This window comes from Acinetobacter sp. AOR43_HL (genome assembly GCF_027854635.1).
Classification (GTDB): Bacteria; Pseudomonadota; Gammaproteobacteria; order Pseudomonadales; family Moraxellaceae; genus Acinetobacter; species Acinetobacter pittii.
In genome coordinates this window covers 34,103-49,136 of the sequence record NZ_JAKTHX010000033.1, presented here as the reverse complement: position 1 = coordinate 49,136, position 15,034 = coordinate 34,103, and the positions used below count along the sequence as shown (strand labels likewise).

The window sequence follows — 15,034 nt, the reverse complement described above, 5'->3', positions numbered from 1 at the left end:
ATTTACATCAATTAGATCTGAACAAGTTTCTTCAAGGAGCACAACATGGACAAAGATATTGCAGTCCAGTCCCTTACGGACACCATGGCCAAATTTACGGCTTATATTGGAAAACGCTTACCCAAAGATGTGAAAAGCAAGTTAATTGAACTGCGTACTTTAGAAACCAATCCATTGGCTAAATCAGTTTATGACTCGATGGAAGAAAATCAGCAAGCTGCGGATAAACTCAACCGTCCAAGCTGCCAAGACACGGGTGTGATTCAATATTTTGTTGAAGCAGGTGCCAACTTCCCTTTGCTTGGTGAACTTCAAGATATTTTGAGCGAAGCAACTGCTGAGGCAACTCGCATAGGTCCTTTACGTCACAACGCTGTGGAAACCTTCGATGAAAAAAATACGGGCACAAATACAGGTACTCAAATTCCATGGTTAGATTGGCGTATTGTACCTGAACTCGACACTTGTACCATTGATGTCTATATGGCTGGTGGCGGTTGTACCTTACCGGGTGCGGCAAAAGTTTTAATGCCAGGTCAAGGCTACGAAGGCGTTGCTGAATTTGTGATGGATGTTATTACCGAACGCGGTGTTAATGCCTGCCCACCTTTACTGGTTGGTGTTGGCGTATCGACTTCAGTTGAAACAGCGGCTCGCCTTTCTAAGCTCGCGATTATGCGTCCGGTTGACTCAACAAGTGATAACCCACGCGCTGCCTTGATGGAGCAACTGTTAGAACAAGGTCTTAATGAAATTGGTATTGGTCCTCAGGGACTCACAGGGAATAACAGCGTAATGGGAGTCAATATTGAATCTTCTGCGCGCCACCCATCAACCATTGGGGTTGCCGTAAATACAGGTTGCTGGGCACATCGCCGTGGCAAAATTAAGATTAACCCAGATATGTCGTATGAAATCTTGTCTCATGAAGGAGTTGTACTATGAAAAAAATTCTGACAACGCCAATCAAAGATGAAGATCTTTTAGACCTTAAAGTCGGTGATGTGGTTTATTTGACTGGCCGTTTAGTGACTTGTCGCGATGTTGCCCATCGCAGACTGATCGAACAAGGTCGAGAACTACCAGTTAACCTTGAAGGCGGAGCGATTTTTCACGCTGGCCCTATTGTGCGTAAGAAAGGTGAAAACGACTTCGAAATGGTTTCGATTGGTCCAACAACCAGTATGAGAATGGAAAAATTCGAACGGGAATTTATCAAGCAAACTGGCGTAAAGCTTATTGTGGGTAAAGGTGGCATGGGACCAGAAACAGCTGCTGGATGTCAGGAAAATATTGCCGTTCATGCGATTTTCCCAGGTGGATGCGCAGTACTTGCAGCAACTTTGGTTGAAGAGATTGAAGGCGCTGAATGGCAAGACCTAGGTATGCCAGAAACCCTTTGGATTAACCGTGTGAGAGAATTTGGTCCGCTCATTATTTCTATCGATACCAAAGGCAACAACCTGATTCAACAAAACAAAGTTGAATTTCAAGCCAAGAAAACACCGATTTTAGAAAAAATCGGCAAGCAACTGAGCTTTATTAAATAAACCGCTCTTTAATGAAGGGAAAGCAAAAGCGCCCTTCATTTTTTATTTTTGTACTAAACGCATGGCATGAGGTGTTTTCCCATGCCATCTTTTATAAGCATGAATAAAACTGGCAGGTTCTGCATAACCTAACCACTCGGCAATCTGCTCAACTGAAGCTTTTGGTAATGCCAAATATTGCTCAGCTAGAACTTGCCTTACTTCTTCACGTATCTGAATAAAAGTCATTCCCTCTAATGCCAAATGACGTCGTAAAGTACGAACATTTAAATGCAAACGTTCAGCCACGATTTCCATAGAAGGCATTTCCCCTCGCACATTCATAAGTTGCTGTTGCACTAAGGTTGTAAATTTATTTTGTGATTGGCGTTTTTCTAATATTTGACGGCACTGTTCTTCAGCTGTATGTAAAACCAAATCATTTGCCATAAGTAGCTTTTGATCTACTTTTTGCGGGTCAAGAATTACAAAGCTTTTCGCAGCACCAAATTCAGGCATCACACCAAATAAGTTCTGATAAGGCTCGGCATCACCTTTGGGTTGGAAAGAAAAAGCCAAATATTGGCAAAAATTGTCCTGCACCAAATCTCGCTGTACCGTAATGAGTGCAGCGGCATCTCGTTCAATAATGAATTGACGCACTGAAGATGGGATATCTTGCTCATCAATTTCGATACGGATTCCTTGCGGTGTATCTGACACATCAAAGCGAGTAAAAGCAAAAGTTAAAGTGAAATAGGTTAAAGCCAAATCTAGTGCTTCGCGAATGCTGGCGCTACTCATCAGAGCCATACCTAATGGCCCAAATGTGGTGAAATGATAGCGCGTACCTACCTCTAAACCTAATGTTGATCTGTATCCCAGTTGCTCAACCAAGTTATGAATCAGCTGTAATTCCTGATGGCCTGTCACCACCATATTAGGGTCGAGTAATTGTTGTTGGCTAAGCCCTGTCCCTTGCAAAATCGTCTGATAAGAAATGCCCGATTCCACCGCAAAATCAGCCATTAACCGAACACTATGTACACTGCGTTCAAAAGCCCATGCATACTTCACTGTATTGCTCAGAATGTCCTCGAATCACAATATTTTGTCCTCATCCATCCTCTAAATCAAGCAAATAAACGTCTATCCTGCATACAGGAAATTGCGATTTTTTCGCTCACTGTTTTTAAGGATTTAGAGCAGCCCATGTTTAATTCGTCGTCTAATTCAAATAAAAATGTACGCATCGCCATTATTGGCACTGGTTTTGGTGGTCTAGGACTTGCCATTCGTCTCAAACAAGCAGGTTTTGGACAATTTACCCTCTTTGAAAAAGCTGCTGATGTTGGCGGTGTCTGGCGTGACAATACTTATCCGGGCGCTGCCTGTGATGTGCCTTCTCATCTGTATTCCTTTTCTTTTGAGCAAGAACTAGGCTGGAAAAATCGCTACGGAACATCTCAAGAGATTTATCAATATTTACGCCACTGTGCGGATAAATATGATATTCGTCCACATGTTCAATTTAATACTGAAATAGCCAGTGCCGAATTTGATGTCCTACAAGGTGTATGGCACATTCAAAGCACGACTGGCGAACAATTTGAAGCTGAATTTTTAGTGGGCGCGGTAGGCCAACTTAACCGCCCTGCCTATCCAAAACTTAAAGGTATTGAAAACTTTAAAGGTAAGGCATTTCACTCAGCGCGTTGGGATCATGATTATGAGTTAACTGGCAAACGTGTCGCTGTGATTGGTACAGGTGCAAGCGCAATTCAGTTCGTACCTGAAATTGCTAAACAGGTTGCTCATCTCGATGTTTATCAACGCTCGGCGCCGTATGTTATTCCAAAACCGGATCGTGTTTATCAACCTTTAGAGAAAAAAGCTTTCCGCAAACTGCCAATTTTGCAAAGTCTAGACCGCGCCTTGCAATATGGACACCATGAAATTCGCCTACTTGCTTTTACAACTTCTTTAAATGAAATGCCTTTGGTGGAATATTTATTCCAACGTCACATCCGTAAAGTCGTTAAAGACGGGAAGTTACGCCACCGCTTAATGCCGGATTACCCAATTGGTTGTAAACGTATTTTAATCTCTAACCACTGGTATGAAACACTGACCCAGCCTCATGTCGATGTGATTAATACGGGCATTCAAGAAATTACTGAAAATGGAATTTTAGATACGGACGGAAATCTAAGAGAGGTTGATACCATTATTTATGGTACAGGCTTTGCCGCAACGGAATTTATGGCGCCCATGCAGATTACAGGTCTTGATGGTCGCACCTTAAAAGACACATGGAAAGATGGTGCAGAAGCTTATCTCGGCTTAACTGTGAGCGGCTTTCCAAACTTCTTTATGCTTTATGGTCCAAACACCAATCTTGGGCACAACTCAATTGTGTATATGATTGAAAGCCAAGTTAATTATATTTTAGATGCCATTCAAACAACCCTACAAAACAAACTTCTGTTCACCAATGTTCGTGCAGAAGTTCAACATGAGTTTAATCAAAGTATTCAAGAAAAAATGAAAAAAACCGTATGGGCTCAAGGCTGTACCAGTTGGTATCAGACTGCGGATGGAAAAAATACCAATAACTGGCCAGGTTTTACCCTTGAATATCGACAACGTACTCGTCGCTTCGATGTTGAAAACTACACTCAGGTTGCGGCTATTTCTTAAACAAGCTTCACCATAGGAAATGAGAAAAATAAACGGAGAATTTTATGAAGTCTTTTAAAAATAAAGTCGCAGCTGTGACAGGCGCGGGTTCTGGTATTGGACAAGCAATTGCTATAGCACTCGCAAAACAAGGTTGCCATCTGGCACTTTCCGATATTAGTGAAGCGGGATTAGCTAAAACAGTCGAGCTGTTAACGCCTTATTCAGTCAAAGTAACCACACAAAAAGTCGATGTGGCTAAACGTGATGAAGTTGCAACTTGGGCAAAGGCAGTTGTAGACGAACATGGCCAAGTTAACCTGATTTTTAATAATGCTGGTGTCGCAATAGGTAGTACGGCTGAAGGTGTGAGCTATGAAGATCTTGAATGGCTCATTGGGATTAATTTTTGGGGCGTGGTTTATGGCACCAAAGAATTTTTGCCTTACTTAAAGCAAAGTGGTGATGGGCATATTATTAATATTTCTAGTATGTTTGGCTTAACAGCTCAACCAACTCAAAGTGCTTATAACGCCAGTAAATTTGCCGTTCGTGGCTTTACTGAATCATTGCGCCAAGAACTCGATCTACAAAATGCTGGAGTGAGTGCGACCTGTGTGCATCCGGGTGGTATTCGTACCAATATTGCCAAAGCTGCCCGCATGAATAATAGCGTCCAGTCTTTAGGAATGGATCCTCTAAAAAGTCAGGATGCTTTCGATAAATTACTTCGCACCCCTGCTGATGATGCAGCTCAACAAATTTTAGAAGCTGTTCGTAAGGACCGCCGCCGTTTACTTATTGGAGCCGATGCGAAAGCCGTTGATGTGATTCAACGTATTCTGCCACAAGGCTACCAAAAGATTTTTGCAACTGCCACTGCCTTGCAAACCCGTCTACTCAACAAATCAGCAAAATAAAAACAGTGGTCAGCATACTCTTCATTTTAAGAGATGCTGACTGATATTAAATGCTTAGTATGAGTCCTTATTATGAAGCAGCTTCTTGCATGGACTATTCGTACCACACTACGTCCAGCTTTATCCCCTAAAACACCACTAAAGCTACAACGTTTTTGTAGCGATGCAGCCAGTGCAATTGTGCTTGGGCCACGTGGTTATAAAACAAAAAAGCAAACCATTGCGCAAGTACCGACAGTCCATATTCAGCCCAAAACGACTCAATCAGGACGCGGCATTTTGTATTTACATGGCGGAGGCTATGTGGTGGGTAGCTCAAAAAGTCACACTAAGCTTGCTGCTCAAATCGGACATGCAGCTCAAGCACAAGTCTGGTTACCTGAATATCGCCTAGCCCCAGAGCACACAAGCCCTGCTGCTATTGAAGATGTAATTGCAGTTTATAAAGCTTTACTTGCTCAAGGACAAGACCCGAAAAAACTCGTGATCGCTGGCGATTCTGCTGGCGGTGGACTGAGTTTAAGTGCTGCAATTGCGATACGAAATGCAGGGTTACCGTTACCAACAGCATTAGTTTTACTTTCACCTTGGGTTGACTTAAGCCTCTCTGGAAGCACGATTAAAACTCATGCTGCTCAAGATGCGATGCTGTCAGAAGACTGGTTAGCTTGGTGTGCAAAAAACTATTGCGGCCAAAAATCGGCAACCGATGCTACCTGTTCCCCACTCTATGCCGACTTAACGGGATTACCATCTGTTTTAATTCATGTCGGTACCGAAGAAGTTTTATTAGACGATGCAAAACGTCTCGCTGGACAAACAGAAAAGTATGGTATTCCGACGAACTTAAGGGTTTATGACCGAGTCGGACATGTTTTTCAGTTCCACGCGGGTATACTAAACGAATCTAATGACTCGATTGAGTGCATTGGGCAATTCATTGATAAACATACACAGTCAATATAAAAATATCGCCAGAGAGGAGTCCTCGGCATGACAACAAACAATTATGACTATGATTACCTCATTATTGGTTCAGGCTTTGGTGGTAGTGTTTCTGCTTGCCGTCTAACCGAAAAAGGCTACTCTGTTGCTGTAATGGAAATGGGGCGACGCTGGGAAGCTAAAGATTTTGCTAAAAATAACTGGAATACCCGTCGCTGGATTTGGCGCCCGGGCATGAAACTTTTTGGTTATTTCAACATGCGTTTTTTTCGCCATGTCACCATTATTTGCGGTAATGCTGTAGGCGGCGGCTCAATCACCTATGCCAATACCTTACTGGTTCCACCTGAACATATTTGGGATGAAGGCACGTGGGCAGATGCCGCGGACTGGAAAAATGAAATGCCGCAGCACTATGCTGAAGCAGAACGCATGCTTGGTGTGACGGATAATAAAATTTTCGGCCCTGCCGATCATATGCTAAAAAAAATGGGTGAAGCAGTCGGTGTTGGTCATACATTTAAACCCACTCGTGTTGCAACGTTCTTTCCCCCCGAAGGTGAACAAGGTGGCAAGACCTATCCTGACCCGTACTTTAACGGCGATGGTCCAGACCGCGGAACCTGTACGGCATGTGGCGGTTGTATGACAGGTTGTAAACACAACGCAAAAAATACCTTAGATAAAAACTATTTGTACTTTGCCGAAAAAAATGGCGCCAAGGTTTACGAAGAAACCAAAGTCGTTGACGTTAAACCACTCAATGGTAAAGCCGATGGCAGCGATGGCTATGAAGTTACGACTGAATGTTCAAGCTCATGGTTTAACAAACAACGCCGTACATGGCGTGTTCGTAATGTGATTTTCTCAGCATCTTCTTTAGGTACGCAAGAAATGCTGTTCCGTTTAAAACAGTCTGGTTCTCTGCCAAATATTTCTGATGATTTGGGTAATCGAGTACGTACCAATGCCGAGTCGATTTTAGGCGTTCGCTTTTTTGGTAAAGATGTCGACATGAGTAAAGGGGTTGCGATTGGTTCAAGTATTTACCTTGACCATGACACTCACATTGAAGCGACTCGTTACCAAACTGGCTCAGATGCCATGGGCCTTATGTGTACTTACATGGCTAAAGGTAAACCAGGTTGGACGCGTATCTTCTTTTGGTTATGGGCACTCATTTGCCATCCATTTATTTTTCTTCGCATGAGTAACCCTGTCAGTTTTGCACGCCAGACTTTAATTTTCTTGGTGATGCAAACAGCTGATGCCTCCATTAATATGCGCTTGAAACGTAATTGGTTCTGGCCTTTTGGCAAAGTATTATCGAGCGAAGGTAAAAAGCTACCTGTGTATATTCCACAGGCCAATGCATTTACCGAAAAAGTTGCCAAAATGTTTAATGGTCATCCAATGACGACTATTACCGAAATTTTGTTTAATGTACCTTTTACAGCCCATTGTATGGGTGGTTGCGCAATTGCTTCAAGCCCAGAGCGCGGCGTGGTAGATGGACAAAACCGTGTCTTTAACTATAAAAACTTATACGTTGTAGATGGTTCAATGTTAGGTGCCAATTTGGGCGTTAACCCAAGTCTTACCATTACAGCTCTTGCGGAACGTGCAATGTCTTATATTCCCGCTAAACATACTTTGGATGAACATCAGGATGATACAGCAGAGGCAGAAACCATAGAGATCACCAAAGCTTCTGCTTAAACTAGCAAGTTGTTTTATAAAAAAAGCCTATTTAAAAATAGGCTTTTTTTATTTCGCTTTTTAAATTACATCGCTACGGCTTTAGCGCGAGCTGCATGCAATTTTTTATAGCTCTCGATCAGACGTAAATGGCGATCAAGTCCTTCTAATTTCATACTTGTTGGTGTTAAGCCATAGAAACGAACACTACCATCGACAGAACCTAATACCGCATCCATTCGTGTATCACCAAACATACGGCGGAAATTAGTCAGGTAGTCTTCAAGCTCTAGTTCTTCATCTAACATCACTTCAAGCACCACGTTCATGCACTGATAGAACAAGCCACGCTCAACGGTGTTGGTGTTATATTGCAAGTAAGTTTCGACAAGCTCTTTTGCTTCTTCAAACTGTTGTAAAGCAACATAAATCAGCAATTTCAGTTCTAAAATGGTGAGCTGTCCCCACACTGTATTGTCATCAAACTCGATGCCAATAAGCGTAGTGATTTCAGTGTAATCGTCTAGCTCGCATTCTTCTAAACGCTCAACCAATGCTTCAAGCTGTTCATCATCCAAACGATGCAGATTTAGAATATCTTCACGGAATGAAAGTGCCTTATTGGTGTTGTCCCAAATCAAATCTTCAACGAGATAAATTTCCGAATAATCTGGTACTAAAATACGGCAAGCGGTCGCACCTAAATGCTCATAGACTGCCATATATACTTCTTTGCCCATCTCTTCGAGAATGCCGAACAATGTTGCAGCTTCTTCTGCGTTCGACTCTTCGCCTTCGCCAGAAAAATCCCATTCAACAAAGTCATAGTCAGATTTAGAACTAAAGAAGCGCCAAGATACCAAACCGCTTGAGTCAATAAAGTGCTCAACAAAGTTGTTCGGCTCAGTGACCGCATTACTTTGGAAAGTCGGTTGAGGTAAATCATTTAAGCCTTCAAAACTACGACCTTGAAGTAATTCAGTCAGACTGCGTTCCAACGCAACTTCAAAACTTGGATGCGCACCGAAAGATGCAAACACTCCACCCGTACGCGGGTTCATTAAAGTTACACACATTACAGGGAACTGGCCACCTAACGATGCATCTTTAACTAATACAGGGAAACCTTGCTCTTCTAGACCTTTAATACCAGCAACAATACTTGGGTATTTTGCTAATACTTCTTCAGGAACATCTGGAAGTGCAATTTCACCTTCTAAAATTTCACGTTTAACGGCACGTTCAAAAATTTCTGACAAGCATTGAACTTGGGCTTCTGCCAAAGTATTACCCGCACTCATACCATTACTTAAGTACAAGTTTTCAATTAAATTTGATGGGAAATAGACAACTTCACCGTCAGACTGGCGCACAAAAGGTAGCGAGCAAATGCCACGCTCTACGTTGCCTGAGTTGGTGTCATATAAATGTGTGCCAAGTAACTCATCATCTGGGTTATAAATCTCAAGACAATATTCATCTAAGATTTCTTTAGGTAATTCACCATTTGGACCCGGCTTAAACCATTTTTCATCTGGATAATGCACAAATTCAGCATTGGCAATTTCTTCACCCCAGAACTGGTCGTTATAGAAGAAGTTACAGTTTAAACGCTCAATAAACTCGCCTAATGCAGACGCTAAAGCACTTTCTTTAGTTGCACCTTTACCATTGGTAAAACACATCGGAGACTGTGCATCACGAATGTGTAGCGACCATACATTTGGCACGATATTACGCCAAGATGCGATTTCAATCTTCATGCCCAAATTTGCCAAAATAGCTGACATATTGGCAATGGTTTCTTCTAATGGCAGGTCTTTACCTTGAATATAGGTATGACTTTCTGAAGTTAAGCTTGGCAATAACAGTGCTTGTGCATCTGCATCAATGCTTTCAACTTCTTCAATAATAAATTCGGGACCCGTTTGAATGACTTTTTTAACAGTACAACGGTCAATCGAACGTAAAATCCCTTGGCGATCTTTCTCGGAAATATCGGCTGGTAATTCAATTTGAATTTTAAATGTTTGCTTATAGCGGTTTTCAGGATCAACAATATTATTTTGCGATAACCGAATATTATCGGTTGGGATATCTCGAGCGGTACAATACACTTTTACAAAGTACGCTGCACACAATGCTGACGATGCTAAAAAATAGTCAAATGGGCCCGGTGCCGAACCGTCACCCTTGTAGCGAATTGGTTGATCGGCAATTACCGTAAAGTCATCGAACTTAGCTTCCTGTCGAAGATTGTCGAGATAATTAACCTTGATTTCCATGCTGGCACCTAAATATTTTTATGTGTCAGCACAGACACATAAAATTCTAAATATTGAAAAATAAGCCGAATCACAGCGAAGAAATTGACTTAAAAAAATGAGAGATTAAAGCCATGTGTTTAATGAGAGACTCAATTGGCTTTAATAAGATTGGCGGTATTATAGAGGGATTTTGTGCAGTTGATAACTAAAGTTAAAACATTGCTGCTCACAATGTTTTAACTTGTCTTTAATTTAATAAATATTGAACTTTAAAATTTAAAGGTGTAATCGACATTTAACCGCGTTTCATTTGTCGAACGAAATGTCATATTGGTAGGCATATCGTTGCGATAGTGAGAAAAACGAGCTCGCACTCCCAGACCTTTTAACTTACCTTCAGGAATTTTATAGCCTAAATCAAATTCCATCGACTCTTCTTTAAATCGCTGATCGCCATATTGCAACAAATCAATGTCTTCACCTTTTGCGTAGCGAGTCATAAAACGCAGTCCGTTTAATGAAACATCACCTAGTCGCGCATTTTTAAAGTCATATTCATAACGAATCGAATAGACTTTTTCATCTTTATTCGAGTAGTCTGAGCTCATAAAATCAAGCACGACTGGACTTTCAGTTCCCGACAAAAATGGCAGACCAGTCGAGCCAAACGACTGCATGTAGCCCAAAGAAACCGTATGATTTTGATAGTTCAAACCAAATAAGCCACTAATATGGCGGTTATCAACCTCTCCTATTTTTTTACTTCCAGTTTCTTCACTATTAAAAAAACGCACGTCGCTTAAAAAATTAAGTTGATCATTTAAAGGTTGTTTGCCGTTAAATCCTAAAAATTGTTGCTGGTAAATGTCTTTGAGTTCGGCATGATAAGCACGCAAACGGTAATCCTTTAACTGATAGCTTCCACCTAAGGTATAAAACGAGTCTGTAGTTGCCGCTTTGTCAAAACGATGGTTGATATTGTCTGTTCCAACATCGGTATAACGAATCGAATCGCGCTGACGCACTTCGTCGACATAAAACCCTTCGAGTTGAAGATTTGGAATTTCATTTGAAACAAAACGGATACCACGGTAAGTCTGAGGGAACAAACGCGCTGGCGATGAAAAAATGGTCGGTAATTGTGGAACTAAGTCCCCCACAAAAAGTTCATTTTTCCTAAATTTAGCCTTTCCTGTAATGCCTATTTTTCCATAATAATCATCACGCGAGTTATCGGTATTCACTGGTAATAAGCCACTACGCGCATAGTCATCAGCACGGCTTCCCATCAGGTTAAAACCTGCCATTGCCAGTACATCAACACCAAACCCAACCGCACCTTCAGTATAACCAGACTGTCCTTTAAAAATTAAACCCTGCGCCCAATCTCTGGCTGCTGTATAGGGATATGGGTCTTTTTTATAGTCTCGGTCAAAGTAAAAATTACGTAGTGTCAGCTCAGCTTTACTGTCTGCAATAAACTCAGCATGCACAACCTGACTAAATAATGGGCACAAGCATACCCCCACCCACAATGGCGTCTTTTTCATTTTTTATCTCAACTATTTAATTTTTAATGGATTAAGGTGCTGTTTTAAGCGAGTAGTTTTGCTCTTTCTTACTTCGGTAAAAAGCACTACCCAAACTTAAAATCAGGAAAATAGCCAAAATAAACACCACACCGTAATAGGCATAAAGCGTTGCGGGTGCTATACCTTTATCCAGGAAGATGCCTGCAACCGTTGGCGATAAAATTGCCCCAATTCGTCCAAAACCAATTGCATAGCCCACGCCGCGACTACGGATTTCAGCATCATAAATTGTTGGAGAAATAGAATATAAACCTGCCACACAGCCATTAATGAGTGTGCCAAGTAATAACCCCACCATGAGTGCAATGCTGACTTGAGATGAGACAGCGACAAATAGGAAAACACATGCCGAGGTTAGTCCTAAAAACAGGCTTAAGGCATAGAAGATTTTCATACGTGATGCCAATAAACCAATAATGGCTGCCCCGAAAATCCCACCAATACTAATTAAAATACCAGTACTTACGCCTTGCTCTGGTGACATTCCCATTGAAATTAGAATTTTTGGTGTCCAGCTCATGACAAAGTAAAAGCCAAACATCACTAAAAAGAATGCAAACCACAAACAAAGCGTTTGAAATCCAAGTTGTCCAGCAAATAATTTGCCCAGTTCACTGCCATTTTGCGTGCTGATTTTTTCATAACGCGGCATAACTGATAGTTGATTAAGACCCATACGATTTACAGTTGCATTAATTCGTTCTAGTGCCTGTTTTGGTCGTTTTGCGAGTAAGTAATCTAAAGATTCAGGTAATAACCATGCGCTGATCAGCAGCATTGCAATGGTAGTAATGCCACCTGCTAAAAAGATTGAACGCCAACCCAAATGCTCAATCAATGCCAGTGATAGTACTCCACCAAGTGTCGCACCAATTCCATAACCTGTAGACATTAAGCTCACTGCGAGACTGCGCCAACGAGCGTTGGCATACTCACTTGCCAGTACATTACTACTCGCAAGAATGCCTCCCACCCCAATTCCGGTAATAAACCGAAGTGCAGCTAACATGCCGTGGCTTTGTACAAAAGCACAGCCCAGCATGCTCAGACCTGCAATTACAAGACAAACTAAGATGAGTAAACGGCGACCGATTTTATCGGCTAAAGGCGCGAGAAAAATTGAACCGGCAGCCATTCCAAAAAGGCCAGCACTTAACAACAAGCCAATTTGTGCGCCTGAAAGTGACCACTCTGCTGACACGGATGGAGCAGTAAATGCCATTACCATCACGTCAAAGCCATCAATAATATTGAGACAAATACAGATCAAAATGACGAACCATTGGTAACGGTTCATGTTGTTTTGATTGATCTCACTTAGAACGTCTCTTTCCATTTGTGTATCTCCCTTGGATAAGACATACACACGACATTGCTGATATGAGCGATTGGGTGGTTATGCATATCCGTATCCATAATGACCTAGAGGAATATTTATTTTTTGAGCATCCTGCTCTTTTTCTATACTGAATATTTGGATCCAAAAAATCAACTAAAATTATAAATGGATTATTAAAAAGTATATAAACACATAAATTATATAAGTATAAAATTATTAAAAACATAAAATTAGAATGCTTAAATATTTTTATGGATCCATATTAAAAAATCCATTATGATCGATTCCAGAGCATTTTTTAGCCAAAAAATACTTTATTTATCTCCAAGAAATGCAAGATGCATTTATAAAACATCAAAGGATTGTTGTTATGAAACTCAAAAGAGTAAGTCAGCTTACATTAGGACTTTTTTTTGCCAGCCAATTGTTTTACACAACGCAAGCAGCACCTCCAAAAAATCAACAACCACCTAACATCATGATTATTTTGGCCGATGATCTTGGATTCTCAGACATTAGCGCTTATGGCGGCGAAATTAAAACCCCTCATATTGATAGCCTGTTAAAGCAAGGAAAAATGCTTTTTAATTTTCATGCTTCATCAATGTGCTCACCTACTCGTGCACAGCTTATGACAGGTGCCGATAACCACTTGGTAGGTTTAGGTGCGATGTATGAAACTTCAAAACGACAAGAAAAATTGGTTGGAGCCGATAACCCGCGTGCACTACTCAAAATTGACGGATATTCAGGTCACTTAACGCAAAATGCTTACACACTCGCAGAGATTTTAAAGACAAAAGATTATTACACTTTCATGGTCGGTAAATGGCACTTAGGCTATGCTCCCGAACAAAACCCTAAAGCCCGTGGTTTTGATCAATCTTTTGCTCTACTCGATGGCTTCGATTTACACTTTAAAGACCAGCCTAAAAACTATCCGCGCAATACTCAATACACAGAAAATGGTCAAAAGGTCACATTGCCAGACAACTACTATTCAACCGACTTTTTTACACAAAAAGCGTTTGAGTACTTAGACAAAAATAAAGCGCAAAAACCATTTTTTGCCTACCTAGCCTATACCGCTCCACACTGGCCACTACAAGCACCCGCTCATTATAGAGACTTATATAAAGGTAAATACGATCAAGGCTACGATGCAATTCGAAAACAACGCTTTCTTAGACAAAAGCAACTAGGATTAATTCCAGCAAACGCAGAATACCCAGTCGAGCGTGGCAACCAAGCTTTAGGCACTAAAAGCTGGAATGAACTGACATCACAAGAGCGCAAATACAAAGCGCGTAAAATGGAAGTTTATGCGGGCATGGTTACCCAGTTAGACGACCGTGTGGGTGATGTCATTCAATATCTTAAAAAGCATCATTTATATGACAATACTTTGATTGTGTTTATGTCAGATAACGGTGCTGAAGGTGGTGATCATAATTTCCCAATGGGTGATGCCGACAATCGCTATGAAAATATAGGCAACGCCAGCTCATATGTTTATATGGGACCACGTTGGGCCGAAGTCAGCAGTACGCCATTTACTTACTGGAAATCAGCCGCCTCAGAAGGTGGAGTTCGAGTTCCACTTATTGTTAAATCACCAACTCAGGTTTCCAAAGAACATGGAATTAACAATAACTTTGCGACAGTCAGAGACATATTCCCAACTGTTATGGAGCTAGCAGGCATTCAAAATAGTCAAGTTTATCCAGCAACTAGCACCAAAATTAAACCGTCGGGCTTTAGCCTAATTCCTGCTTTTAAAGATAATACTGCTCGTATTCGACCTGTTAATTATTATGACTTCAAAGAATTACATGGCAGCCGCTACGCTAAAACTGACGAATGGAAACTTGTTGAAAACTCACCTTCTAAATTTAAGAGCCATGGCTGGGAACTCTACAATTTAAAAACAGATTTTAATGAACAACATAATGTTTATGCAGCCCATCCAGAGATCGTCAAAGTCTTAAATGAAAAATATTTAAGATATGCCGATGAAAATGGTGTTGTGGATTTTGAGCAATATAACAAAAAGTAGAGAAAACCA

The 15,034-nt window shown here is 41.2% G+C and carries 11 protein-coding genes; 7 read left to right on the top strand and 4 right to left on the bottom strand.

Annotated elements, in window-relative coordinates:
* The first annotated feature begins 45 nt into the window (after window positions 1–45).
* Together ttdA and ttdB are read left to right on the top strand one after the other, a co-directional pair.
* Window positions 46–945 carry a L(+)-tartrate dehydratase subunit alpha gene (gene ttdA / locus MKL33_RS17145; RefSeq protein WP_002163154.1) on the top strand — a complete coding sequence of 300 codons (900 nt, stop codon included), beginning with the start codon at window positions 46–48 and terminating at the stop codon, window positions 943–945.
* Window positions 942–1,550: a L(+)-tartrate dehydratase subunit beta gene (ttdB, locus tag MKL33_RS17140; protein ID WP_270907414.1), complete on the top strand. Its 609-nt coding sequence runs from the start codon at window positions 942–944 to the stop codon at window positions 1,548–1,550. The genes ttdA and ttdB overlap by 4 nt, the downstream gene beginning before the upstream one ends.
* 42 nt (window positions 1,551–1,592) lie before the next feature.
* Here ttdB and MKL33_RS17135 read toward each other — a convergent pair whose 3' ends face one another.
* A complete protein-coding gene (locus MKL33_RS17135; RefSeq protein ID WP_270907413.1) occupies window positions 1,593–2,606 on the bottom strand; it encodes an AraC family transcriptional regulator in 1,014 nt (337 codons plus the stop codon).
* 135 nt (window positions 2,607–2,741) lie between these two features.
* Between MKL33_RS17135 and MKL33_RS17130 the strand changes: the two genes are divergently transcribed.
* The 4 genes from MKL33_RS17130 (at window position 2,742) to MKL33_RS17115 (ending at window position 7,792) form a co-directional block, all read left to right on the top strand.
* Window positions 2,742–4,229, top strand: a complete 1,488-nt coding sequence (locus tag MKL33_RS17130) for a flavin-containing monooxygenase (protein ID WP_270907412.1) — start codon at window positions 2,742–2,744, stop codon at window positions 4,227–4,229.
* Between the two features lie 44 nt (window positions 4,230–4,273).
* Window positions 4,274–5,128: an SDR family NAD(P)-dependent oxidoreductase gene (locus tag MKL33_RS17125; RefSeq protein ID WP_057074190.1), complete on the top strand. Its 855-nt coding sequence runs from the start codon at window positions 4,274–4,276 to the stop codon at window positions 5,126–5,128.
* Between the two features lie 72 nt (window positions 5,129–5,200).
* A complete protein-coding gene (locus MKL33_RS17120) occupies window positions 5,201–6,094 on the top strand; it encodes an alpha/beta hydrolase (protein WP_270907411.1) in 894 nt (297 codons plus the stop codon).
* Between the two features lie 27 nt (window positions 6,095–6,121).
* The gene (locus MKL33_RS17115) at window positions 6,122–7,792 is read left to right on the top strand and encodes a GMC family oxidoreductase (RefSeq protein WP_270907410.1); all 1,671 of its coding nucleotides are present in this window, start codon (window positions 6,122–6,124) and stop codon (window positions 7,790–7,792) included.
* Window positions 7,793–7,857: 65 nt separating this feature from the next.
* On the opposite strand, the gene MKL33_RS17110 is transcribed toward MKL33_RS17115, so the two are convergent.
* The 3 genes from MKL33_RS17110 to MKL33_RS17100 form a co-directional block, all read right to left on the bottom strand.
* Complete coding sequence (locus tag MKL33_RS17110) at window positions 7,858–10,056, bottom strand: OsmC domain/YcaO domain-containing protein (RefSeq protein WP_270907409.1); 2,199 nt, start codon at window positions 10,054–10,056, stop codon at window positions 7,858–7,860.
* A 251-nt stretch (window positions 10,057–10,307) separates the two neighbouring features.
* A complete protein-coding gene (locus MKL33_RS17105; RefSeq protein WP_270907408.1) occupies window positions 10,308–11,588 on the bottom strand; it encodes an OprD family outer membrane porin in 1,281 nt (426 codons plus the stop codon).
* Window positions 11,589–11,619: 31 nt separating this feature from the next.
* Window positions 11,620–12,966: an MFS transporter gene (locus tag MKL33_RS17100; RefSeq protein ID WP_270907407.1), complete on the bottom strand. Its 1,347-nt coding sequence runs from the start codon at window positions 12,964–12,966 to the stop codon at window positions 11,620–11,622.
* Between the two features lie 373 nt (window positions 12,967–13,339).
* Between MKL33_RS17100 and MKL33_RS17095 the strand changes: the two genes are divergently transcribed.
* Entirely contained in the window at window positions 13,340–15,025 is a 1,686-nt protein-coding gene (locus MKL33_RS17095; RefSeq protein WP_270907406.1) for an arylsulfatase, read from the top strand.
* Window positions 15,026–15,034 lie beyond the last annotated feature (9 nt).

Excerpts from the sequence above, each read along its gene's own strand:
- ttdA (WP_002163154.1), top strand. The coding sequence starts at position 46 with ATGGACAAAGATATTGCAGTCCAGTCCCTTACGGACACCATGGCCAAA.
- ttdB (WP_270907414.1), top strand. The coding sequence starts at position 942 with ATGAAAAAAATTCTGACAACGCCAATCAAAGATGAAGATCTTTTAGAC.
- MKL33_RS17130 (WP_270907412.1), top strand. The coding sequence starts at position 2,742 with ATGTTTAATTCGTCGTCTAATTCAAATAAAAATGTACGCATCGCCATT.
- MKL33_RS17125 (WP_057074190.1), top strand. The coding sequence starts at position 4,274 with ATGAAGTCTTTTAAAAATAAAGTCGCAGCTGTGACAGGCGCGGGTTCT.
- MKL33_RS17120 (WP_270907411.1), top strand. The coding sequence starts at position 5,201 with ATGAAGCAGCTTCTTGCATGGACTATTCGTACCACACTACGTCCAGCT.
- MKL33_RS17115 (WP_270907410.1), top strand. The coding sequence starts at position 6,122 with ATGACAACAAACAATTATGACTATGATTACCTCATTATTGGTTCAGGC.
- MKL33_RS17110 (WP_270907409.1), bottom strand. The coding sequence starts at position 10,056 with ATGGAAATCAAGGTTAATTATCTCGACAATCTTCGACAGGAAGCTAAG.
- MKL33_RS17105 (WP_270907408.1), bottom strand. The coding sequence starts at position 11,588 with ATGAAAAAGACGCCATTGTGGGTGGGGGTATGCTTGTGCCCATTATTT.
- MKL33_RS17100 (WP_270907407.1), bottom strand. The coding sequence starts at position 12,966 with ATGGAAAGAGACGTTCTAAGTGAGATCAATCAAAACAACATGAACCGT.
- MKL33_RS17095 (WP_270907406.1), top strand. The coding sequence starts at position 13,340 with ATGAAACTCAAAAGAGTAAGTCAGCTTACATTAGGACTTTTTTTTGCC.